Source organism: Chryseobacterium jejuense, assembly GCF_900100075.1.
Lineage (GTDB): Bacteria > Bacteroidota > Bacteroidia > Flavobacteriales > Weeksellaceae > Chryseobacterium > Chryseobacterium jejuense.
On record NZ_FNEG01000001.1, the window covers coordinates 64426 to 85470 of the forward strand.

General features: G+C 35.2%; 21 protein-coding genes. 11 read left to right on the forward strand and 10 right to left on the reverse strand.

From position 1 onward, the window contains the following. Positions 1 to 104 precede the first annotated feature (104 nt). The 4 genes from BLS98_RS00290 to BLS98_RS00305 all read left to right on the forward strand — a co-directional run bounded on the left by BLS98_RS00290 (position 105) and on the right by BLS98_RS00305 (position 3396). Positions 105 to 1076, forward strand: coding sequence for a polyprenyl synthetase family protein (locus BLS98_RS00290; protein WP_089732476.1), 972 nt, complete (start codon positions 105 to 107; stop codon positions 1074 to 1076). Positions 1077 to 1150: 74 nt separating this feature from the next. After that, positions 1151 to 2101 carry a GSCFA domain-containing protein gene (locus tag BLS98_RS00295; protein ID WP_089732479.1) on the forward strand — a complete coding sequence of 317 codons (951 nt, stop codon included), beginning with the start codon at positions 1151 to 1153 and terminating at the stop codon, positions 2099 to 2101. Next, complete coding sequence (locus BLS98_RS00300; protein ID WP_089732481.1) at positions 2102 to 2623, forward strand: DUF4269 domain-containing protein; 522 nt, start codon at positions 2102 to 2104, stop codon at positions 2621 to 2623. Between the two features lie 5 nt (positions 2624 to 2628). Then, a complete protein-coding gene (locus BLS98_RS00305) occupies positions 2629 to 3396 on the forward strand; it encodes a TatD family hydrolase (RefSeq protein ID WP_089732482.1) in 768 nt (255 codons plus the stop codon). Between the two features lie 43 nt (positions 3397 to 3439). Here the strand turns inward: BLS98_RS00305 and BLS98_RS00310 are convergent, their stop codons facing one another. From BLS98_RS00310 to BLS98_RS00325, 4 genes are all read right to left on the reverse strand, one after another. Next, positions 3440 to 4756, reverse strand: coding sequence for a DEAD/DEAH box helicase (locus BLS98_RS00310; protein ID WP_089734357.1), 1317 nt, complete (start codon positions 4754 to 4756; stop codon positions 3440 to 3442). A 316-nt stretch (positions 4757 to 5072) separates the two neighbouring features. Then, complete coding sequence (obgE, locus tag BLS98_RS00315; RefSeq protein WP_045494073.1) at positions 5073 to 6056, reverse strand: GTPase ObgE; 984 nt, start codon at positions 6054 to 6056, stop codon at positions 5073 to 5075. 64 nt (positions 6057 to 6120) lie between these two features. After that, positions 6121 to 6699 carry an adenylate kinase gene (locus BLS98_RS00320; RefSeq protein ID WP_089732484.1) on the reverse strand — a complete coding sequence of 193 codons (579 nt, stop codon included), beginning with the start codon at positions 6697 to 6699 and terminating at the stop codon, positions 6121 to 6123. A 124-nt stretch (positions 6700 to 6823) separates the two neighbouring features. Then, positions 6824 to 7378, reverse strand: a complete 555-nt coding sequence (locus BLS98_RS00325) for a phosphoribosyltransferase (RefSeq protein WP_045494079.1) — start codon at positions 7376 to 7378, stop codon at positions 6824 to 6826. Positions 7379 to 7574: 196 nt separating this feature from the next. On the opposite strand from BLS98_RS00325, the gene BLS98_RS00330 reads away from it, so the two are divergent. Continuing rightward, entirely contained in the window at positions 7575 to 9164 is a 1590-nt protein-coding gene (locus BLS98_RS00330) for an ABC-F family ATP-binding cassette domain-containing protein (protein WP_089732486.1), read from the forward strand. Positions 9165 to 9388: 224 nt separating this feature from the next. On the opposite strand, the gene BLS98_RS00335 is transcribed toward BLS98_RS00330, so the two are convergent. From BLS98_RS00335 to BLS98_RS00350, 4 genes are all read right to left on the reverse strand, one after another. Further along, a complete protein-coding gene (locus BLS98_RS00335; protein WP_089732488.1) occupies positions 9389 to 9907 on the reverse strand; it encodes a HEAT repeat domain-containing protein in 519 nt (172 codons plus the stop codon). Between the two features lie 11 nt (positions 9908 to 9918). Beyond that, entirely contained in the window at positions 9919 to 10182 is a 264-nt protein-coding gene (locus BLS98_RS00340) for a zinc ribbon domain-containing protein (RefSeq protein WP_089732490.1), read from the reverse strand. Positions 10183 to 10391: 209 nt separating this feature from the next. Beyond that, complete coding sequence (locus BLS98_RS00345; RefSeq protein WP_089732492.1) at positions 10392 to 11072, reverse strand: helix-turn-helix transcriptional regulator; 681 nt, start codon at positions 11070 to 11072, stop codon at positions 10392 to 10394. 287 nt (positions 11073 to 11359) lie between these two features. Next, positions 11360 to 13525 carry an outer membrane beta-barrel family protein gene (locus tag BLS98_RS00350; protein ID WP_089732494.1) on the reverse strand — a complete coding sequence of 722 codons (2166 nt, stop codon included), beginning with the start codon at positions 13523 to 13525 and terminating at the stop codon, positions 11360 to 11362. Positions 13526 to 13669: 144 nt separating this feature from the next. On the opposite strand from BLS98_RS00350, the gene BLS98_RS00355 reads away from it, so the two are divergent. Together BLS98_RS00355 and BLS98_RS00360 are read left to right on the forward strand one after the other, a co-directional pair. Further along, the gene (locus tag BLS98_RS00355; RefSeq protein WP_089732496.1) at positions 13670 to 14692 is read left to right on the forward strand and encodes a sensor histidine kinase; all 1023 of its coding nucleotides are present in this window, start codon (positions 13670 to 13672) and stop codon (positions 14690 to 14692) included. Then, a complete protein-coding gene (locus BLS98_RS00360; protein WP_089732499.1) occupies positions 14689 to 15393 on the forward strand; it encodes a LytR/AlgR family response regulator transcription factor in 705 nt (234 codons plus the stop codon). Before BLS98_RS00355 ends, BLS98_RS00360 begins: the two co-directional genes overlap by 4 nt. Positions 15394 to 15468: 75 nt before the next feature. Here BLS98_RS00360 and BLS98_RS00365 read toward each other — a convergent pair whose 3' ends face one another. Next, positions 15469 to 16401 (reverse strand): alpha/beta fold hydrolase, encoded by a 933-nt coding sequence (locus tag BLS98_RS00365; protein WP_089732500.1) that lies wholly within the window; start codon positions 16399 to 16401, stop codon positions 15469 to 15471. A gap of 16 nt (positions 16402 to 16417) precedes the next feature. After that, positions 16418 to 16936 (reverse strand): hypothetical protein, encoded by a 519-nt coding sequence (locus BLS98_RS00370; protein WP_139166047.1) that lies wholly within the window; start codon positions 16934 to 16936, stop codon positions 16418 to 16420. A 347-nt stretch (positions 16937 to 17283) separates the two neighbouring features. On the opposite strand from BLS98_RS00370, the gene BLS98_RS00375 reads away from it, so the two are divergent. The 4 genes from BLS98_RS00375 (at position 17284) to BLS98_RS00390 (ending at position 21011) form a co-directional block, all read left to right on the forward strand. After that, the gene (locus BLS98_RS00375) at positions 17284 to 18570 is read left to right on the forward strand and encodes an adenylosuccinate synthase (protein WP_068941636.1); all 1287 of its coding nucleotides are present in this window, start codon (positions 17284 to 17286) and stop codon (positions 18568 to 18570) included. Between the two features lie 162 nt (positions 18571 to 18732). After that, complete coding sequence (locus BLS98_RS00380) at positions 18733 to 19032, forward strand: hypothetical protein (RefSeq protein ID WP_089732504.1); 300 nt, start codon at positions 18733 to 18735, stop codon at positions 19030 to 19032. A 196-nt stretch (positions 19033 to 19228) separates the two neighbouring features. Continuing rightward, positions 19229 to 20074 (forward strand): hypothetical protein, encoded by an 846-nt coding sequence (locus BLS98_RS00385; protein WP_089732506.1) that lies wholly within the window; start codon positions 19229 to 19231, stop codon positions 20072 to 20074. A gap of 163 nt (positions 20075 to 20237) precedes the next feature. Then, entirely contained in the window at positions 20238 to 21011 is a 774-nt protein-coding gene (locus tag BLS98_RS00390) for a ParA family protein (protein ID WP_089732508.1), read from the forward strand. The last annotated feature ends 34 nt before the right edge of the window (positions 21012 to 21045 follow it).

Sequence of the window (21045 nt, forward strand, 5' to 3'; positions counted from 1 at the left end):
AGTATGCTAGTTTCTTTTATGACCAAAACTTTGTCTATTTGTACAAAGTTTTTTGTTTTATAAAGCCCTGAAAAATCGTATTTTTGTTCAAATTATAAAATTTTATGGAATTTTTAGACAGATACCAGCAGATTGTTGGGGACGCCATCAATAAGTACACTTTTAAAGATAAGCCTACGGAGTTATATGATCCGATGAATTACATTATTTCCCATGGTGGAAAGCGTCTTCGTCCCATTATGGTTCTGATGGCTTGTGATCTGTTTGGTGGAGACCTGAAGCAGGCTATAAAACCAGCTTTGGCTATCGAGTTTTTCCATAACTTTACCCTGATCCATGATGATATTATGGATGAAGCTCCATTAAGAAGAAATAAACCTACGATCCACACTTTACACGGAATCAATGTGGGAATTCTTTCAGGAGACGGATTAATGCTTAAAGCATATAAATTCTTTGAAGATCTTGAACCTGAAATTTTCAAGGCTTGTATCAGAATCTTTACCCATACTGGACTTCTTTTATGTGAAGGACAGCAGTATGATATTAATTTCGAAACTCAGGAGAATGTAACTTTTGATGATTATATCAGAATGATTACTTACAAAACAGGAGTATTAAGTGCTTCTTCTTTTGAGATCGGAGCCCTAATTGCAAGAGCTGATTTTAAAGATGCCAAAGCGATTTTCAACTTCGGAAAACACATCGGAATTGCATTCCAGATTATGGATGATTATCTTGATGTATTTGGAGACCAGGCGCAATTTGGTAAAAAACATGCCGGAGATATCTACGAAAATAAGAAAACAGTTCTTTACCTGTTAGCAAGAGAACATGCTACAGATGAAGAAAGAAAAGAATTAGATTACTGGTACTCTAAAAAGACCGATAATATTGATAAAATCTACGGAGTTGAAAAGATCTTCAGAAGAACAAAAGTAGACGAGAAAGCATTGCGTTTGATCGAAAAGCACAACGAAATCGGTCAGAGCTATCTTCAGAAAATTGATATTCCTGACGAAAAGAAAAAGCCGTTCATTGAGCTTGCCAATTATTTATTGAGAAGAGAAAGCTAAATATGGTTGCAGATGATAGGTAGTAGGTATCAGAATTGCCTGCCACCTATTACCTGCCACCTAACATCTATACAATGAAGTTCAGAACAGAAGTTGATATTCCAAAATCAGAGAAAAAGATAGAAATTGAAGATCGAATATTTTCAATAGGTTCGTGCTTTGCTTCTGAAATGACTGAATTATTGAAAGATGGCCAGCTTCTGACCCTTAATAATCCTTTTGGAACAATTTTTAACCCTTTTTCCATCAATAATGCCATAAAAAGACTTCATGATTCGGAGTTTTACTTGGAAGAAGAGCTGATTACCTATAATGAGGAATACCTTTCATTAGATCATCATACGAGCTTTGATACAAGATATATTCATCAGACGCTGGACAAGATTAATGGCTCTATAGAAGCAGGAAATGCCTTTCTTCAGGAAGCAGACTGGATCATCATTACATACGGATCCTCTTTCATCTACGAATTCCTTCCGAAGCAAAAATTGGTGGCTAACTGCCATAAGATTCCACAGAAGTTCTTTGAGAAGAGGCTGTTATCCCATCAGGAACTTACAGGTTCCATTTACAATACTATTCTGGAGCTTAAAGATATCTGCAAAGAAGGAGTTCAGATTTTATTTTCTGTTTCTCCGGTAAGGCATACCAAAGATGGAATGGTTGAAAACCAGTTGAGCAAATCCAAGTTAATTACAGCTATTCACGAATCGATTTCTCTATTTGAAGATTGTCATTATCTGCCTGTTTATGAAGTTTTGATGGATGATTTGAGGGATTACCGTTTCTATAAAGAAGATATGATTCATCCGAGTACTCAAGCTGTTAATTATATTTTTGATAAGTTTGGAGACTCTTATTTTTCGGAAGCAACAAAGGAATTTATTAAAGAAAATTTTAAGATTATGAGAGCATTGGAACATAGAACCAATGATGCCAAAGATCCTAAGTTTATTGAATTCAGAGAAAAATTAGATCAGAGAATTGATTTACAGCGTAAAAAGGTAAAACATAAAATATTTTAAATGCCTGATTTCACCAGAATTGATTATCTGAGAGATGGAAACGAAAGACAAAGAAAAGCTTACGAACTTCTTGCAAAGCATCGTGTTTTTGAAAAATTAAAAGATTATTCACCCATTTTAGCAGGAACTGTCCCTATTGAAATTGATATAGATGGAAGTGACCTGGATCTTATTTTTGAGGTGGATTTAAGGTTTGAAGAGGACTTTTTGGACGATTTAATGTTTAGCAAGTTTATTCCTGATGATGTAGGAGTGGAATATCCCATTATAAATGACGAAAAATGCATTACATTAAATTTTATGCTCGAAGGGTTTCCCATTGAAATTTTCGGACAGAATAAGCCTACCATTCAGCAGAACGCTTATCTTCATATGATTGCTGAGCACAAAATATTACAGGAAAAAGGAGAAGATTTTAAACAGAAAATAATAGAGCTTAAAAAACAGGGAATAAAGACAGAACCGGCTTTCGGAATGTTACTGGGACTTGAAAATCCTTATGAAGATCTATTGAAATTTTAAATAAAATGATTGATACACATACCCATTTATACGCAGAAGAATTTGATGAAGATAGAAAAGAAGCTATCCAAAGAGCTTTAGATAAAGGAATCACAGAATTTTATCTTCCCGCTATAGATTCAGAATCCCACGAGAAAATGTTGCAATTGGAGACAGAATATCCGGGACAGATTTTTTCAATGATGGGACTTCATCCTTGCTATGTAAAGCCGGAATCCTGGGAAAAAGAACTGGAAATCGTTAAGAACTACCTTGACCAAAGACATTTTCCTGCGATAGGAGAGATCGGAATTGATCTGTATTGGGATAAATCAACTTTGGATATTCAGGTGAAAGCTTTTGAGCAGCAGATTGATTGGGCTATAGAAAAAGACCTTCCGATTGTAATTCATACCAGAGAAAGCTTTGATGAAACATTCGAAGTATTGGAAAGAAAAAAACACCTCAAATTAAGAGGGATTTTCCATTGTTTTTCCGGAAACCTGGAACAGGCTCAACATGCGATTGACCTGAATTTTATTTTAGGAATCGGTGGGGTAGTGACGTTTAAAAATGGGAAAATAGATCAGTTTTTGAGCGAAGTTCCTTTGGATAAAATTGTATTGGAAACAGATTCTCCTTATTTGGCTCCAGTTCCACACAGAGGAAAAAGAAATGAGAGTTCATACCTTGATCTTGTTGCTGGAAAACTGGTAGATATTTATGGTAAAGACTTCTCTGAAATAGACAGAATTACAACTGAAAACGCGAAGAAATTGTTTGTTAACAGTTAACATATACAGAAAAAAAATCCCTTTCAAAATGAAAGGGATTTTTTTATTTTTTTCTGGTGAAACTCTTATTCTTAGGCTTTTTAAATCCAGTAGAAGGTGTTTCAGAAGGTTTTGGCTTCTTTTTATTTCTATTATTATTGTTGGGCCTGGAATTATTATTCGGTTTCTGTGATCTATCAGCGCCTGCGGCAGCCGGTTTATTGTTAGAATCTCTTTTCTGTGCTACAAGATCATCTGTATGGAAAGGATGGTTTTTGATAACAGGAATTTTCTTTCCAATCAGCTTTTCTGTATTTTTCAGATTAAGAAGATCTAATCCGTCTACAAAAGAAATAGAAGATCCTTCTGCTCCGGCTCTTCCTGTTCTTCCGATTCTGTGTACATACGTTTCAGAAACATCAGATAGTTCAAAATTGATGACAAATTTCAGTTCATCAATATCAATTCCTCTTGCAGCAATGTCAGTAGCTACCAGAACTCTTGTTTTCCCTGATTTGAAGTTATTAAGGGCATTCTGTCTCGCATTTTGAGATTTGTTCCCGTGAATAGCCTCTGCAGAAATCTCATCTTTTTGAAGCTTTCTAGCAATTTTATCAGCACCATGCTTGGTTCTGGAAAATACCAATACAGAATCTGCAATATCGTTTTGCAGAATGTGAGATAAAAGATTCAGTTTGTTATCCTTTTCTACAAAATAAACAGACTGTTTTATGGTGTCTGCAGTAGACGAAACTGGGGTAACTTCTACCTTTACAGGATTGTTAAGGATAGAATTAGCCAGTTTCTGGATTTCTCCAGGCATCGTTGCAGAGAAGAACAGAGTTTGTCTTCTTTGTGGTAAAAGTTTGATGATTCTTTTCACATCATGAACAAAGCCCATGTCAAGCATTCTGTCCGCCTCATCAAGAACAAATATTTCAAGATTTTTTAAGCTGATAATGCCCTGAGCAATGAAGTCAAGAAGTCTTCCTGGTGTAGCAACCAAAATGTCAACTCCTCTTCTCAAAGCAGCTTCTTGGTTTCCTTGTTTCACCCCTCCGAAGATAACAAGTTCTTTTAACGGAAGATATTTACCGTAAGCTTGAATGTTTTCCTCAATCTGAATCGCCAATTCTCTGGTAGGCGTAAGGATTAAGGCTTTAATATTTTTGTTCGGTATTTTATTTTTAGATAGATTCTGTAAAATAGGAATAGCAAATGCTGCTGTTTTCCCAGTTCCGGTTTGTGCACAGCCTAAAAAGTCTCTGCCCTCTAAAATTTCAGGAATAGATCTTTCCTGAATGGGTGTTGGAGTCGTATATCCCTGTTCCTGGATTGCCTTGGCAATAGGTTCTATTAAGTTTAAGTCTGTAAAATTCAAATGAATTATTTTAAAATTTAAATAAAAATTCTCTCTGTTTGAAAGAATTACATCCTGCAAAGGTAGGTTAAAAATTTAAGAATTGTATTTTAAGCTTCAATAACCTGTATGCAAGAGATGAAAGTTGTTAAGGTTAACGTATTGAATGTTGTGATGAGCTTATAAACAATTGGTTACTCCATGTTAGAGTATCAAATTTCTGGTAAAGGAGAAACTCTCAATGATAAGCTGTAAATCATAATAACAAGCAAAAATAAAGAGGAACAAAACAGCTCCTCTTATTTATATTGTAAAATCAAATTCTCAAATTTTGAGACTATCCATGCAACTGTTTCCAGATAGCATCTTTCAGTTCCATAAGGCCTTCTCCGGTAACTCCTGAAAAGAATAAAGGCTGCTTGTTCTCTGGGAATTCAGCGGCAATTTCTTTTTTCAGTTCATCATCCAAAAGATCGGATTTTGAAACAGAAACAATGAAATCTTTATCTAAAAGTTCAGGATTATATTCCTTTAATTCATTTTCCAGAATTTTAAACTCCTGGAAGTGATCTTCAGCATCCGCTGGAATTAAAAACAATAGGATAGAGTTTCTTTCAATATGTCTCAGGAATCTGTGTCCTAATCCTTTTCCTTCTGCTGCCCCTTCAATAATCCCTGGAATATCAGCCATTACAAATGATTTGTAATTTCTGTAATCCACGATTCCTAGGTTAGGAGTAAGCGTAGTAAAGGCATAGTTAGCAATTTTAGGTTTTGCTGCAGAAACAGAAGCTAGAAGTGTAGATTTTCCGGCATTCGGAAATCCAACCAATCCTACATCGGCCAAAATTTTAAGCTCGAAGACGATATAGCCTTCCTGACCGTCCATTCCGGGTTGAGCATATCTTGGAGTTTGATTGGTAGAAGATTTGAAGAATTCGTTTCCTCTTCCTCCTTTTCCTCCTTCCATCAAAATGATTTCCTGTTTGTCTTCAAGAATCTCGCCGATAATTTCTCCTTCTTCATTTTTAGCGATAGTTCCGATGGGAACATCAATATAAATATCAGAACCATCAGCACCGGTAAGCTGGTTTTTTGCTCCGTTTTCACCACGTTCAGCTTTTATGTGACGGGTGTATCGAAGCGGAAGTAAAGTCCATTCCTGAGCATTTCCTCTCATAATAACGTGGCCACCACGACCTCCGTCACCACCATCGGGACCTCCTTTAGGAATATACTTTTCACGGCGAAGGTGGGCAGAACCAGCACCTCCGTGTCCGCTTTTACAATGGATCTTTACGTAATCTACAAAGTTAGACATATAGTATTTGTTACGAGTTGCGAGCTACGGGACGAAAATACGAATCCCGTATCCCGAATCTCGATTATTTAATTTTCTCTACTTCAGCGAAAAGTTTCTCGGAAATTTCGTTAATTTCTCCTACGCCGTTTACTTCAACATATTTACCTTGTTGCTTGTAAAGTTCAGCTACTTCTGCTGTTTTAGTATAATATTCTTTAATTCTGTTTTCGATGATCTCTACATTGCTGTCGTCTGATCTACCACTGGTTTCTCCTCTTTTCAGAAGTCTTTCCACCAAAATTTTATCCTCTACGATTAATGAAAGACAAATGTCAATCTCATCATTAAGTTCTTCTTTAACGATTTTTTCCAACGCTTCTGTCTGAGCAGTAGTTCTTGGATATCCATCAAAGATAAAACCATTGGTGTTGGTAGGTTTTCTGATCTCGTCAATCAGCATATCTGTTGTTACCTGATCCGGAACCAATTCTCCCTTATCGATGTAAGACTTAGCCAGTTTCCCAAGTTCAGTGTCATTTTTCATGTTGTATCTGAAAAGATCACCTGTTGAAACTTGCTTTAGATTGAATTTCTCGATTAGATTCTGAGCTTGTGTTCCTTTTCCACTTCCTGGAGGGCCGAACAGAACTATGTTTATCATAATGTTGTTTCGCTTCCGGCAATTAGCAACCGCTTTTTGCTTTTAGCTTTATTTAGTTAATATTTTACTTTATTTCGATTTAATATTTAAAGCTAAAAGCCAGTAGCTAATAGCTATAGGCATTTTAATGATTAATTTGTCCGTCTTCTAATTGATACAAATTAGGTAGGTTTCTTCCCAACTCATCATAGTCCAATCCATAACCCAGAACAAATTTATTTGGAATTTCTTTTCCAATATAATCCAGTTTGAAATCCTTCTTGTAAATCTCAGGTTTCAGTAAGAAACTAGCTAATTTTACAGATTTAGGACGCTGTGTTTCCTGGAAATATTTGAAAAGACTTTCAACGGTGTTTCCTGTATCAACAATATCTTCTACAAGAATAATGTGACGGTCTTTCACATCTTTTGTAAGCTCCATTTTTTGATAAACAATCCCTGTAGACTCAGTTCCTACGTAAGAACTCATTTGTAGGAAAGCGATTTCGCATTCCCCAGGATAATATTTTAAAAGATCTGAGAAGAACATGATAACCCCATTCAAAACACCAATGAAAACAGGAACTTCGTCTTTGTAATCTTCATAAATTCTTAATGCTGTCTCTTTTACAATTTCCTGAATTTCGGCATCCTTTAAATAAGGAACGAAAGTTTTGTCGTGAACTTTAATACTTTCCATAAAAATTTTTAGTAGTTGGCAAAGTTACGGATTTTTGATTTTTCATTAAAATCTTTTTGTGTTTAATCATGGATTTATACTATATTTGTTCTTTCAAAACCCATAAATACAGACATGTAGGATATAATTTCTTTCAGATTCAATGAAGCGGTAACCAATGAGTTGCCGGTGTTTAACCTTTATTAAGAAAGAAATCATGATTTTACTGCAAAATTTATCCTTTGGGTTTCCGGGAGGAGACCTCCTTTTTAATCATATCAACTTAACAATACCATCTCATACCAAATCAGCTTTGGTAGGAAGCAACGGCATGGGGAAATCTACTCTGCTGAAGATCATAGCGAACGAATTACAACCATTAGAGGGAGCAAAAAATATTCAGGGAGAAATTTTCTATGTTCCTCAAATGTTCGGAAATTTTAATCATTTAACCATTGCAGAGTGCCTGGATATAGACCAAAAACTTTTTGCCCTTGAAAAAATTACCAATGGGGAAGTAGATGAACACTATTTTGAAACTCTAAATGATGACTGGGATATTGAAGAACGTTGTCAAAACGCATTACAACACTGGAATCTTCAGGATTTTGATTTAAACCAAAAATTAGAGGGCTTAAGCGGCGGACAGAAGACCAAGGTTTTTCTTGCAGGAATTCAGATCAATCAACCAGATGTTATTATTTTGGATGAACCCACCAATCACCTTGATCTGGAAGGGAGAAAACTATTGTATGATCTTATTGAAAAAGTAAGTGTCACCGTTGTGATTGTAAGCCATGACCGAATGTTACTGAATCTTGTAGATACAATTTTTGAACTAAGCAATCAGGGAATTGCTACATATGGTGGGAATTACGATTTCTACTCAGAACAGAAAGAAGTAGAAGACGAAGCCTTACAAAATGATATTCACGCCAAGGAACGGGCGTTGAAAAAAGCAAAAGAGAAGGAACGAGAAACCATAGAACGGAAACAGAAACTTGATGCCAGAGGGAAGCAAAAACAGGAAAAGTCCGGAGTGGCCAGAATTATGATGAATACCCTTCGCAACAATGCTGAAAAAAATACCTCAAAACTGAAAAGTGTACATGCGGAAAAGATCAGTGGAATTTCAGGAGATTTAAGAGACTTACGCTCTTCTGTCAGGAATTCAGATCAGATGAAAGTGAATTTCAATGATTCCGGGTTACATTCCGGCAAGATTTTGATTACAGCAGAGAATATTAATTTTAGCTATGGAGAAGAAAAGCTTTGGAAAGAAAATCTCGATCTTGAAATAAGAAGTGGCGACAGAATTTCCATAAAAGGATCCAATGGTTCAGGAAAGACAACATTGATAAAGCTTCTTTTGGGAAGTATAAAATCTTCAGTAGGAAATATAAGTTGTGCTGAGTTCAACAGTATTTATATTGATCAGGAATATTCATTAATTGATAATGAGCTGACTTTGTATGATTTTGTACAAACGTTCAATGATAGTACTTTACAGGAATCGGAAGTGAAAACATTGCTGTCCCGATTTATATTCAGTAAAGAAACATGGGATAAAAAATGTGGTGTTCTGAGTGGAGGAGAAAGGCTGAGATTACTTCTATGCGGATTGTGCATCAGTAATAAAGCTCCGGATATGATGATTCTTGATGAGCCAACCAATAATCTGGATTTACAGAATATAGAAATTCTAACAAACTCTATTAAAGATTATAAAGGAACACTGCTGGTGATCTCGCATGATGAAGTTTTTCTTGAAGTGATTGGGGTCGGCAGAGAAGTGATGCTGCAATAATTTATTTCTCGCAGATTACGCGGATTTCGCAGATGATTATGGATTATTATCTGCCTTATCTGAAAAATCTGCGAGAGATTATATCAATACCTTGTAAATTCAATAGAAGTGGGCTTTAGCCCGCTTTGAAATAGATAATGAAATTCCATGGGCTTTAGCCCAAACCTAAAAAATATATCCCGGAAATAACGTCCGGGATATTTTATATCTATTAATTCAAAAAATTATTTCTTTGTTTTCTTAATCGCTTCCAGGTAAATTTTCTTGATGCTGTTCTTTTCCTCTTTTTCACTGATATTTTCAAGAGTTGGAAGAAGAGTAGTATTGTGTGGTGTTTTAAGCTTCAATATCTCTCCCAATGCAAAAGCAGCGCTCCAACGGACAACAGTTCCTTCGTGTTCTGTGTTTGCTATCAGATTAGCGATAGCCAGATCCAGATTTTCCGGAAATAGTTGAGCAGTATTACCAATCACTTTGGCGCTTTCCCATTTTATTCTGGGTGCCTTTTCAGTAAGGGTATTTGTAACGAATGTGAATACGGTTTCATCTGCCAGGTTAGGATTTTGCTTGGTAGCATACTCCATGGCTTCTATGCAGGTTCCTTTTATGGGATCTTTCGCTTTTTCTGCAAAAGCGATTAGTTCATCTGTTGGTAAGGAAGTCTCAATGATCCATTTGCTGATGATCTCTGTTTTTTCCTTTGCTTTGGAGGCTTTGTCTTTAAAAAGTTCTTCTATAGTCATGGTGATTGGTTTTAATTTTTCCAGCGTTCTAATTTAGGAATTCCTTTTGAAAATAAGCCGGCCAGAAAACCGGGAAACCCCATATCCTTCATTTTGTTTTTTACAAATTCCTGCATTTCCGCTGCTGTGATATCTGATTGTTTAAATTGCCCTTTTTCATAACAGTAATCACAATATTTTGTGCTGATAGAACCGTCAGCATTGGTTCCGCCTCCATTAGGTGATTTTTTCAGAGGCATTCCGCAGCTCTGACAATTTTTGTATACTTTATCCATGTTGTATTATATTTTGGACAAAAGTAAATAGGGCAACTGTCAACCTTATGTCAGTCTGTTTTTTTATTTAAAAGTTAGGGAGCTAGGGGAGTTATGATTGCAAGGTATTAGATCTAAAGCCTATTTATTCAAACTAGTAATTAGAATAATCTACAGAAGTAGGATGTCTAAGAGAAACCTCCAGCCTCCCTCTTCCAGCTTCCAACCTTCTACGTCAATGAATTAATATATTCCTCAAGAGTAAAATGTACCTCTTTTTTGAATGGTAGCCTCATATTCTTCAATTCCTGAATCTGTAAAACCTTAAAATCCCGGTATTCCTTTCTCTTCCAGCACCATGCAATCAGATGCCATTGGTTGGTGTAAAAACTCATTCCAATAGGTTCAATTTCTCTTTCAATGGCTTCATTGGAATTGTTGAGATAGCTTATTTTTAAAATCTGCTTATCAACAATAGCATTCTGGATGATGGTAAGATAATCTTTACTATGATCGGTCTCAGGAGAAACATAAATACCAATCTTTTTCTGTAGCAGATCTGCTTTTTCTTTTTCGGTATACCGTAGAACAGATTTTACTTTATCTATCGCATTGGAGACATTCTTCTGTGTCGTCTTATCCGTATAGCGCTCTGAAAGCTTAGCCATCATGATGAGTGCATTAGCTTCATCTGAGGTCAAAAGAACAGGTGGAAGGAAAAAGCCTTGTAAAACCGTATAACCTTTCTGTGGTTCATAATCAATAGGAACTCCAATTTCTCCTAAAGCCTTAATATCTCTGTAAACCGTTCTGATACTGATCTCATATTTATCAGCAATATAATCAGCGGTTACAAACTTTTTAGATTGTAAGGTAGTAAGCACGGAAATCAGTCGATCAATTCTGTTCATTATTTTAAAACATGAGATTCAAAAATATAAAATTATTGAATACGTCATTGCGAGCGAAGCGAAGGAATCTTAACAAAAACTCCAATCGATATTTTACCAATGGATATATCTGGTAAATTAGTGAAATTGTCCTCTGTCATTTTGAATACAGACTGAAGGTCTGCGAACGTAGTTCAAACGCGTAATGAAGAATCTCAGCATAGAAAAACTATCAAAGATCATGCAGAAGAAAAATATATCCATAAACATCTGCGAAATCTGTGTAATCTGCGTGAGTATAAAAAAACTTACTGATTCATCCTATTTCTTTCCTCCTCATTACCAAAATTTCTATCCTTTGATTTCATATCATTATTCCCGAATCTATAGCTTAATGAAAGCCTGAATCCTCTTGTATAATTATTATTTCTGAAGTTGGTATCAATCCCATTAGACTGATAGGAGATCAAAGGTCTTTGGCTGTTCAGAAGATCAGTTCCGGTAAGAGATACCGAAAACTTTTTGTCAAGACATAACACTTTTATAGTCACATCCAGAATATTCATTGTAGAAATATGGAAGATCTGGTATCTGCCCGGAAGCTGTAAACCATAGTTAACACTTAAAGAAACTGTTTTTTTCTTGTTAAGGGTAAAATCATTGTTGCTGTACAGATAAGCATTATAACCATCAATAGAGGCGGTGTAAGGAACTTTAGATTTTACATTCTGATAATTAACATTAAATCCTGAAAAGCTGTTCCACCATTTTACACTGCTGAAATTATAAGAGGTTGAAAAACCTATCTGGTAAGTATCAGCATAGTTCATAGGAGTATTTCTGGTAACGTTTGTTTCAGGATTTAAGATAGACAAAGCCTGTCCGAAATCTGAAACTTTGGAATAATACAATGAAGATGTCCATTTTTGCCCCTTGATATAAGAAAACTCCAGATTGTCAATAATAGAAGGTTTCAGATAAGGATTTCCTTCAGAATAGTAAAACGGACTGGTTCGTACAACAAACGGATTCAGATAATCAAAATCCGGACGTCTTATTCTTCTGTTATAATTCAATGAAAAAGAATGATTATTATTCATGGTATACGTAAGATAAGCTGTTGGGAATAGTTTGATATAATCATTCTTATCAGTCTGGTTGCGGTTCTCAGAAAACCCGATTGTTTGCGTAGCCTCAGCACGTAATCCAAGTTTAGCTTCCCATTGACTGTTAAATTTTCTGCTCAATGAAAAATATAAAGCTTCATTGTATTCCTTATAAATGAACGTGTTGGATTGGTCAGTATTAAGTACTGTTGTTCCTGTTTCTTTATCGTATGCTGAAAAATTATTGTCAGTACGGGTAAAAGAAAAACGACCGCCAAAATTAAGATCAACCCAGGATAATTTGGTTTCCAAATCAGCTTTTCCTGAATAGTTGTGAATTTTATTCAGATTGGAATTCAATGCTGAAAAATAAGTGCCGGGAAGCGTTTGCATGTGGGCATCAAGTTCACTGCCATAGAAATCCCTTGCATCATCTTTTTTATACTCAAAGAAATCAAAATCTGTGGTCAGTACCGTTTTAGCACTGTCCATTTTTATGGTATTAAACCAGTTTAAACTGTTAATATTAGGTTTGTTGGATGACTCAGTGTCAGAAGAAATGAACGAATTAGGTTGAGAATTCTGATAATTCATTCTTGATGTAAGTGGTGAACTTGAACCGTTTTCGGTGCTGAAACTTCCCAAATATTTTACTCCGGTAGTCCATTGATCTGTGATTTTATAATCAGCCCCTAAACTGATACCCAGATTTTTATTCTTACTGATACTCTGTGTATCCATAGACCATAATTCATTTTGATAATAAGTGTTGGTTTGAGAATTGGAACGGAATTTTTGCTGTTCCACATACACGGAAGATTGTAGAGAAAGTTTCCCATGGTTATAATTAAACATTCCCTGAACACCGTTACCAGCATAGAACCTTTGGGTATAATTGGTTCCTACACTGGCATTCCATGAATTGCTTTTGGCTGTTTTAAGTTTAATATTGATAATGCCGTTGTTTCCTTCCGCTTCATATTTTGCTGGTGGAGAAGTGATGACTTCAATACTTTTAATATTATCTGAAGGAATGGTTTTCAGGAAAGCAGCAACCTCACTTGCCGGAATTTTTTGAAGACGGTCATCAATCATAATCAGAACTTCACCCTTGCCAACGATGGAAATTGCTTCATTTTGAACTCTCACCATTGGAGCAGATTTTAAAGCATCCAAAGCATTCCCACCTGTTGAAGCTGTAGAATTCTCAACATTATAAATCAAACGGTCTACTTTTCTTTCAATAATTTTTTTCTGCTTTTTTATCACAACAGTTTCTAAAGAAGTTTCATTGGTAGTTTCTTTTTCCTGAGCATTCATTGTGTTTAGGGCTAAAAGAAGTAGAGCTGGAAGAAGTAAAGTTTTCATAATTTTTGTCTTTATTTTTCAGCAAAACTGCAGCTTTGAGCAACCTGAAACCAATTTTATCGACGTTCCCTGGATTTTTGTCGACCAACCCGGTATGGAGCTTTTCCATAAAAACCTATTTTTACAAAAAAAATAATAACCGATATGGGAAGACTATATCTGAATAAAAAGACTGAGGCTGGTCTGCACATCTTATTTTGGCTGTTGACTCTGTACTTTATGCTAGTGGGCAAGCCGCTTTCTTTCGAAATACCGGAACTGGATCTATTCTTTAAAACTTATACTATAGTTTTTGTGCTAACCTTTTATTTCAATTATGTTGTGGTGATGCCAAGAATTTTCAAGGATTTTAAATGGATAAAACTATTAGCAGGAATTATCATTACTTATCTTTTCTTTACATTAACCCGATTTGTGATTGAACAGATTCTGACAGATTGGTGGCTAGGGAAGGTGAATTACACAAACCCGGTCTTAGGAAGCTATCTTTTAGATAACCTAGCCTACACTAGCAAACCCATTATTTTTAGTTCATTTTTATGGTTAATTGTTCATGTGATACGGTTGCTGGAATATAATAAAGTGATTCTGGAAGAACAGAAAAATACGGAGATCAAATTCCTTAAAGCGCAGATCAATCCCCATTTTATTTTCAATACTTTGAATAATATCTATTCAATGGTTCATTTTCAATCTCCGGAATCTCTTTCTGCTATTGAAAAACTGAGCAGTATTATGCGTTTTACCACTTATGAGGCTCAAAAAGAACATATCGCCCTGTCTGAAGAGCTGGATTATATAAAAGCTTATATAGAACTGGAAGAATTAAGACATTATGAAAATAATATCGTAAAATGGCAGTCTGGAATTAAAGATGAAAAACAAAGAATAGCACCGTATATTCTGTCACCATTAATAGAAAATGCCTTAAAACATGGGGCTTATTCAGAAAAAGATCCCATTGGAATCAATATAATTTCTGATGATAAAAGTCTGAATTTTGAAGTCATTAATTCCATAGGAAATAAAAAAACGGATAAATTGGGCGGCATCGGTCTTGATAATCTTAAAAACAGGTTAGATATGCTGTATCATGGTAAATATAAACTGGAAACCATCCGTCTTGAAAATAAATTTAAAGCACTCATACAAATTCAACTTTCATGAAACAAAAGATCAATTGTATTATCCTTGATGATGAACCCTTTGCAGTAAGGCTTTTGAATGATTATGCCATAAAAACGGATCTGCTGAATATCATTTATGCCGGAAGTGATGTGTATGAAGTGATGAAATTATTGGGTTCAGAAAATATAGACCTTATTTTTATTGATATTCAGATGCCTGAACTTACAGGAATTGAAATGATGAAAATGTTCAATAAGAATCATAATTTTATTGTCACCACGGCCTATGCTGAATATGCGTTGGAAGCTTTTGATTTTCATGTGGTAGATTTTTTACTGAAGCCCATTACTTTCAATCGTTTTTATCAGGGAGTTCAGAAATTTATACAATGGCAGCAAGCATTCATTCCTGAGCCGCAGATGGATCATCTTTTTGTACGATCAGACAGAAAATACTACAAAATAGCCTTTGATGAAATAATTTATATTGAAGGATTGAAAGATTATATCAGAATTCATACCATCAACGATAAAATCATGGTGCTGGAAAATATGAAAGATATCTTAGAGAAACTTCCGGAAAACAGGTTTATGCGTATTCATAGGTCTTACATCATCGCGACTGATAAAATCAAAGTCATTGAAGGAAACAGAATCCAGATGAGAAACCAGGACTTTGTCACTGTAGGAGAAACCTACCGGAAACCTTTCTCAGAATGGATTGAAACCAGTGGTAGATAAAATTAGACCAGAAATAGATATAAATAGCTCTTGCTTAACAAGAAAATCTGCTAAATCAGCAAAATCTGCGAGAGCTTATCTACAATGCTTCAACATCCAATCATAAATCTCACTCAGCACCTGCTCCCGTATCTCCTCATTTAAAATCTCATGACGCATTTCCGGATAAATCTTTGCATCCACATCCTGAAATCCATCAGCCTTTAAGTGGTTGACGGTAAGCATTACTCCTTTACTAAAATCTCCAATCGGATCATTTTGTCCACTTACAAACAGAAAAGGAAATGATGGAGAAATAGAAGCTGCCCAATTTCTTGTCGTTGCTCTTTTATAAACCGTAAACAGGGTATAAAAAGCATTGTGTGTAAAAGGAATTCCACACAAATTATCCTGTTCAAAAGCTCTTCTGTTCTTAGGATTAATGCTGAGCCAGCTCGTATCACCAAAGTCTTTATCCTTTTTAAATTTCTTATTGTTAACCTTAGTAAAAACAGAATTTAAAAAAGTACGATGATGGGGTGCAATCCTATTGGCTAATGACAAATAGCCTCTTAATGCATCAATTCCCGGTAAAGGACCACCGGTTCCGGTTATAATAGCTCCTGTAAATTTACTGCTGGCTTTCTGAAGAAGACAACGGGTAATAAATGATCCCATAGAATGTCCCATAATAAAATGAGGAATATCTGGATATTGTTCTGCAAGATGGTCTGCTATCATTTCTGCATCAACAATCAGTCTTTCATCTGGTTTGTTAAGCTGGAAAAAACCAATCTCGTTTTTATCTTTTACAGATTTTCCGTGGCCCAAATGGTCATAGGTGATGACAGCAACTCCATGATTAGCAAAATATTCTGCTATTTCCGTATACCTTCCACTGTGTTCCTGCATGCCGTGTACGATGAGGAGGGTGGCTTTTGCGGTTTCTGGAGTAAACAGATTGTAGAAAAGCTGGGACTCACTGTTTATTTTTGATGGTAGATATGCTGATGTTCGGAATGAAGCCATAAAGAATGTTTAAATATTATTTGATTTTGATTTCAGGGATTTTATAGTTTCCTACCGCTTCAATTAATTGAGAAGAATTAGTTTTTAAGTTTTTGAAAAATTGATCCATATTTTCTTTATACCCTCTTTGGCTTATAGCGAAAAGTAAAAGTCCATTATTTTTACTATTCGTAACGATTTTGTAACGGTAGACATTCCTTTCAGCGATTAGGATTTCCTTTCCATCTTTCGAGTTCTCACTAATTAAAAAGTCTAAAATATATTCTCCATCCTTTTCAAGAACTTGGTAATTGACAATCGGATTATTTTTTTTCATTTCTTCAAGCTCAGTTATTTTATGGTCAATAACTTCCTTAAGTTTAAACTCTCCTTTTACAAAGTCAATCAGGACCATGCTATTGTATTTGTTAATGTTTTCCTTGGGTTCTATATACTCTTGTTTGAAGTACACATCATTGGGATGTGAGCTCCAAGCCAAATTATAAACCTTTTGTCCTATGTTGATAGGCCCGGGTATTCCTAAATATTCTTGCACTTTATCTTGTGCTTTTAAACAAAATATGGGGATTACCAGAAACAAGAAGAGTATTTTAGATTTCATTGTAAGTTTATCTTATAGTAAATATAAACTATTTTGAATAAATATAAAAGGAAACTTATCTTCTAGAGTTGTAACTTTATTCCTTATTTGATAAGCTCTGAACTCTTTCTGTAAATTATATTTGAGGTGTATTCCATGCTGTGTTAATTACTCAATACAGATAATTATTTCTATGTTTTAGTCTTATGATTTTCACCCACTCCAAAAATAAGTTCCCCTATAATTTGGCTGTCATTTTTTTTAAAAGTAATTTTGCACGAATCTTAAAACAAAAGTAAAATATGTCAACTTATGTAGTTGTAGGTCTTCAGTATGGAGATGAAGGTAAAGGTAAAATCACGGATGTTTTATCAGCAAAATCAGACTATGTAGTACGTTTCCAAGGGGGAGACAACGCAGGTCACACGGTTTATGTTGGTGAAGAAAAATTCGTTCTACACCTTCTTCCTTCAGGAGTTCTTCAATGCAAAGGGAAATGTATCATTGCGAACGGAGTAGTGGTAAACCCTAAGTCTTTTATTAGAGAAGTTGGTCAGATCGAGAGTAAAAACTTGAGAACAGATCACATTTTTATTAGCAGAAGAGCGCATGTTATCATGCCTTACCACATCCTTTTGGATACTTACCGTGAAGAGGAACACGGCGGAACTCAGATCGGAACCACCAAAAAAGGAATCGGACCTTGTTATGAAGATAAAATTGCAAGAGTCGGGATCAGAATGGTTGATCTATTAAACCCTGAGATTTTAAGAGATAAAATTGAGAAAAACTTAAAAGTTAAAAACTCTCTTTTTGAAAAATATTACGGAAAACCAGCTTTAGACGTTGAAGAAATCTACAATGAATATTTAGAGATCGGAAAGCAGCTTCAGGATAGAATCGTTGATACTGAATTAGAGCTTAACGAAGCGATTAGAGACGGTAAAAACGTTTTATTTGAAGGAGCACAGGCATTAATGCTTGATATCGATTTCGGAACGTATCCATACGTAACTTCATCTTCTCCATCTACAGGAGGAGTTTGTTCAGGAGCAGGAGTTCCACCAACATCACTTCAAAACCTGATTGGTGTTGCAAAAGCATACTGTACAAGAGTAGGAAACGGACCTTTCCCATCTGAATTAGATAACGAACTGGGTGAGAAAATCAGACAGATCGGAGGTGAATTCGGAGCAACTACAGGGAGACCAAGAAGAACTGGTTGGTTAGACCTTGTTTCTTTAAAGCATGCTTGTATGATTAACGGAATCAATAACCTTGTGATTACTAAACTAGACGTTCTTACAGGAATTGAAAACCTTAAAATCGTTACGCATTACAAAACTGAAGACGGAAAAATTATCGATTACTTTACTTCGTCAACAGAGAAGTTATACAACTATGAGCCAATCTACCAGGATTTACCAGGTTGGGCGGAAGATATCACAAAAGCTAGAAGCTACGATGAACTTCCTGACAATGCTCAGAAATACATCGAGTTTATCGAGAAATACTTAGGAATTAATGTATACTTAGTTTCTGTAGGTCCTGAAAGAAGTCAGAACATCATCAGAAAAGAATTATTCTAATATTCTTAGACTATATAATAACAGAGAGACTATCATTGGATAGTCTCTTTTTTTGTTGGCTATCCATGTCAAGGTTCAAAACCTTGACATGGATAATACGGATAATAATGTACTATCAAAATATTGATGTTAATGAAAACCGTTATATTTAAATCTTAATATATGAATCAAATGGAAAATAATAGAGTGCCCCAATCTACAATGAACAATATTGTAATAAGCTTATACTTTACTATTGCATATGCTGTTTTAATAGGTGTTTATTTAGGATTTCCAATAGATCTTCATAATAATTTTCTATTGAAATTGTTTATTGTTTGCAGCTTATTATTTAGTGTTGCCGGTATTTATTTTGCTGCTAAAAGTTATAAAAGAGCAAAGATCAGTTCAGTTATTCTCATTATCATCAATGCGCTGGCATTATTAATACCATTGATTATGCTGTTGATGATTTTTACATAATCCAATACTTTGATGAATTTTAGGTGTATATTTTTACTATTTGAAATGTTAAATTTTAAACATTTTCATAAAATTTTATAATATTATGTTGTTTTGGTAAAATTCTGGCAAATCTTTTGATATTGAAACATTGCTTATCGATAAGAACTAACAGAACTAATAATCACATTTTTTAACAGTTTAAATAGTAATAGTGATGAAACACCAGAATCAGAACCAGGAATTTCGTTTTAACGAAGTTCTTTTTGAACACCGCAACAAAGAATACGGTGCCTATGTATTAAGAAACGAATCAGATAGAATACTAACCAAAGCACTTTTTATAGGAGCAAGCCTAATGGCTGCTGTATCCATTACGCCAGCTGTAATTTCTGCATTCAAAGCTCCGGTTATCCAGCAAACTACTTGTGGTATTGGACCAATTAACATTCAGGATGTAGATACTCCAGAGGTAATACCTCCCGTGACGATTACACCTGTAAAACCAGCAACTGCTCCAGATACAAAAACATTTGACAGTACAGTGCCTACACCATCAAGAAATGCTCAGGATAATGTAAAGAATGATCCCATTCCAGATGACGCTGTAGCTGGCTTTAAAAATGATTTTAAAGGCGATGTAGTACCTCAAAATACGTATGTACCAACAACCGCACCTACAGGGCCGGTAATTAATACGCCGCCACCAACCATTCAGGAGCCGGTGGATAAAAATAAAATTGTAGAAGCTGGAGAACTTGGGGTAGAAGCCAATTTCAAAGGCGGAATAGACTCTTTCAGAAATAAAGTCATGAATAACTTCGATGGTTCAGGAGTTGAATCAGAAGACATCGTAAAAACGACGGTTACATTCATTGTAGAAATGGATGGAACAATTTCAGGGGTAAAAGCTAACGGAACCAATGCCGATTTTAATAATGAGGCAATCAGAACAGTGAAGTCAATTTCAAACAAAGGAACCTGGATTCCTGCCAAAAATAAAAAAGGTGAATTTGTGAGAAGTTACTTCAAATTTCCAATCTCCATGAAGTTTGATAATTAATATCAAAAATCAATTTTTAATAGTTATCCACAAAGATTTTTTTTTGTGGATAATTTTTTTTATCGCTAAATTGCTTATTAACAATATTTTAACTCAATTTTGATTTTCCCCATCTATCGGGAGCAAAGAAAAAAGTGTATTTTTGAAACTTAAAGTTCTAATAATGGCAAAAATCATAGGTATTGCTAATCAAAAAGGTGGAGTAGGAAAAACTACTACAGCCGTAAACTTAGCAGCAGCATTAGGAGTATTGGAAAAAAAAATATTGATCATTGACGCTGACCCTCAGGCTAATGCTACATCTGGTTTGGGAGTAGAAGATGTTCAGTATTCCACATATAATCTACTGGAGCATAGCGCAGAGACAAGAGTTTGTATCAAAAGAACGGCAACGCCGAATCTGGATATTATTCCATCACATATTGATCTGGTAGCAGCAGAGATCGAATTGGTAGACAAGGAAGATCGTGAATATATGCTGAAAAAGGCTTTAGCCAGTGTAAGAGATGATTATGATTATATTATCATAGACTGTGCACCAAGTTTAGGTTTGATTACAGTGAATGCTCTTACAGCAGCAGATTCTGTGATTATCCCAATCCAATGCGAGTATTTTGCATTAGAAGGACTTGGAAAACTTTTGAACACCGTTAAAAACGTTCAGAAGATCCATAATAAAGATCTTGGAATAGAAGGTCTTCTTCTTACCATGTATGACAGCAGATTGAGACTATCTAACCAGGTAGTGGAAGAAGTAAATCTTCATTTCCCGGAAATGGTTTTTGAAACCATCATCAGCAGAAACGTAAGATTGAGTGAAGCGCCAAGCTTCGGAGAAAGTATCCTGAACTATGATGCAGAAAGTAAAGGAGCAGTTCAGTACATTCAGTTAGCTGAAGAAGTTCTTTTAAAGAACGAAAACTTAATAAAGAATTAAATTAATAATAAATGGCCAATGAGTGCATGCTAGC

Bases quoted from the DNA above. Each gene is read 5' to 3' on its own strand.
- BLS98_RS00365 (WP_089732500.1), bottom strand. From the start codon at position 16,401: ATGGCTTCATTCCGAACATCAGCATATCTACCATCAAAAATAAACAGT.
- BLS98_RS00380 (WP_089732504.1), top strand. From the start codon at position 18,733: ATGAATCAAATGGAAAATAATAGAGTGCCCCAATCTACAATGAACAAT.
- obgE (WP_045494073.1), bottom strand. From the start codon at position 6,056: ATGTCTAACTTTGTAGATTACGTAAAGATCCATTGTAAAAGCGGACAC.
- BLS98_RS00390 (WP_089732508.1), top strand. From the start codon at position 20,238: ATGGCAAAAATCATAGGTATTGCTAATCAAAAAGGTGGAGTAGGAAAA.
- BLS98_RS00345 (WP_089732492.1), bottom strand. From the start codon at position 11,072: ATGAACAGAATTGATCGACTGATTTCCGTGCTTACTACCTTACAATCT.
- BLS98_RS00340 (WP_089732490.1), bottom strand. From the start codon at position 10,182: ATGGATAAAGTATACAAAAATTGTCAGAGCTGCGGAATGCCTCTGAAA.
- BLS98_RS00330 (WP_089732486.1), top strand. From the start codon at position 7,575: ATGATTTTACTGCAAAATTTATCCTTTGGGTTTCCGGGAGGAGACCTC.
- BLS98_RS00355 (WP_089732496.1), top strand. From the start codon at position 13,670: ATGGGAAGACTATATCTGAATAAAAAGACTGAGGCTGGTCTGCACATC.
- BLS98_RS00350 (WP_089732494.1), bottom strand. From the start codon at position 13,525: ATGAAAACTTTACTTCTTCCAGCTCTACTTCTTTTAGCCCTAAACACA.
- BLS98_RS00335 (WP_089732488.1), bottom strand. From the start codon at position 9,907: ATGACTATAGAAGAACTTTTTAAAGACAAAGCCTCCAAAGCAAAGGAA.
- BLS98_RS00305 (WP_089732482.1), top strand. From the start codon at position 2,629: ATGATTGATACACATACCCATTTATACGCAGAAGAATTTGATGAAGAT.
- BLS98_RS00320 (WP_089732484.1), bottom strand. From the start codon at position 6,699: ATGATAAACATAGTTCTGTTCGGCCCTCCAGGAAGTGGAAAAGGAACA.
- BLS98_RS00300 (WP_089732481.1), top strand. From the start codon at position 2,102: ATGCCTGATTTCACCAGAATTGATTATCTGAGAGATGGAAACGAAAGA.
- BLS98_RS00385 (WP_089732506.1), top strand. From the start codon at position 19,229: ATGAAACACCAGAATCAGAACCAGGAATTTCGTTTTAACGAAGTTCTT.
- BLS98_RS00290 (WP_089732476.1), top strand. From the start codon at position 105: ATGGAATTTTTAGACAGATACCAGCAGATTGTTGGGGACGCCATCAAT.
- BLS98_RS00360 (WP_089732499.1), top strand. From the start codon at position 14,689: ATGAAACAAAAGATCAATTGTATTATCCTTGATGATGAACCCTTTGCA.
- BLS98_RS00325 (WP_045494079.1), bottom strand. From the start codon at position 7,378: ATGGAAAGTATTAAAGTTCACGACAAAACTTTCGTTCCTTATTTAAAG.
- BLS98_RS00375 (WP_068941636.1), top strand. From the start codon at position 17,284: ATGTCAACTTATGTAGTTGTAGGTCTTCAGTATGGAGATGAAGGTAAA.
- BLS98_RS00295 (WP_089732479.1), top strand. From the start codon at position 1,151: ATGAAGTTCAGAACAGAAGTTGATATTCCAAAATCAGAGAAAAAGATA.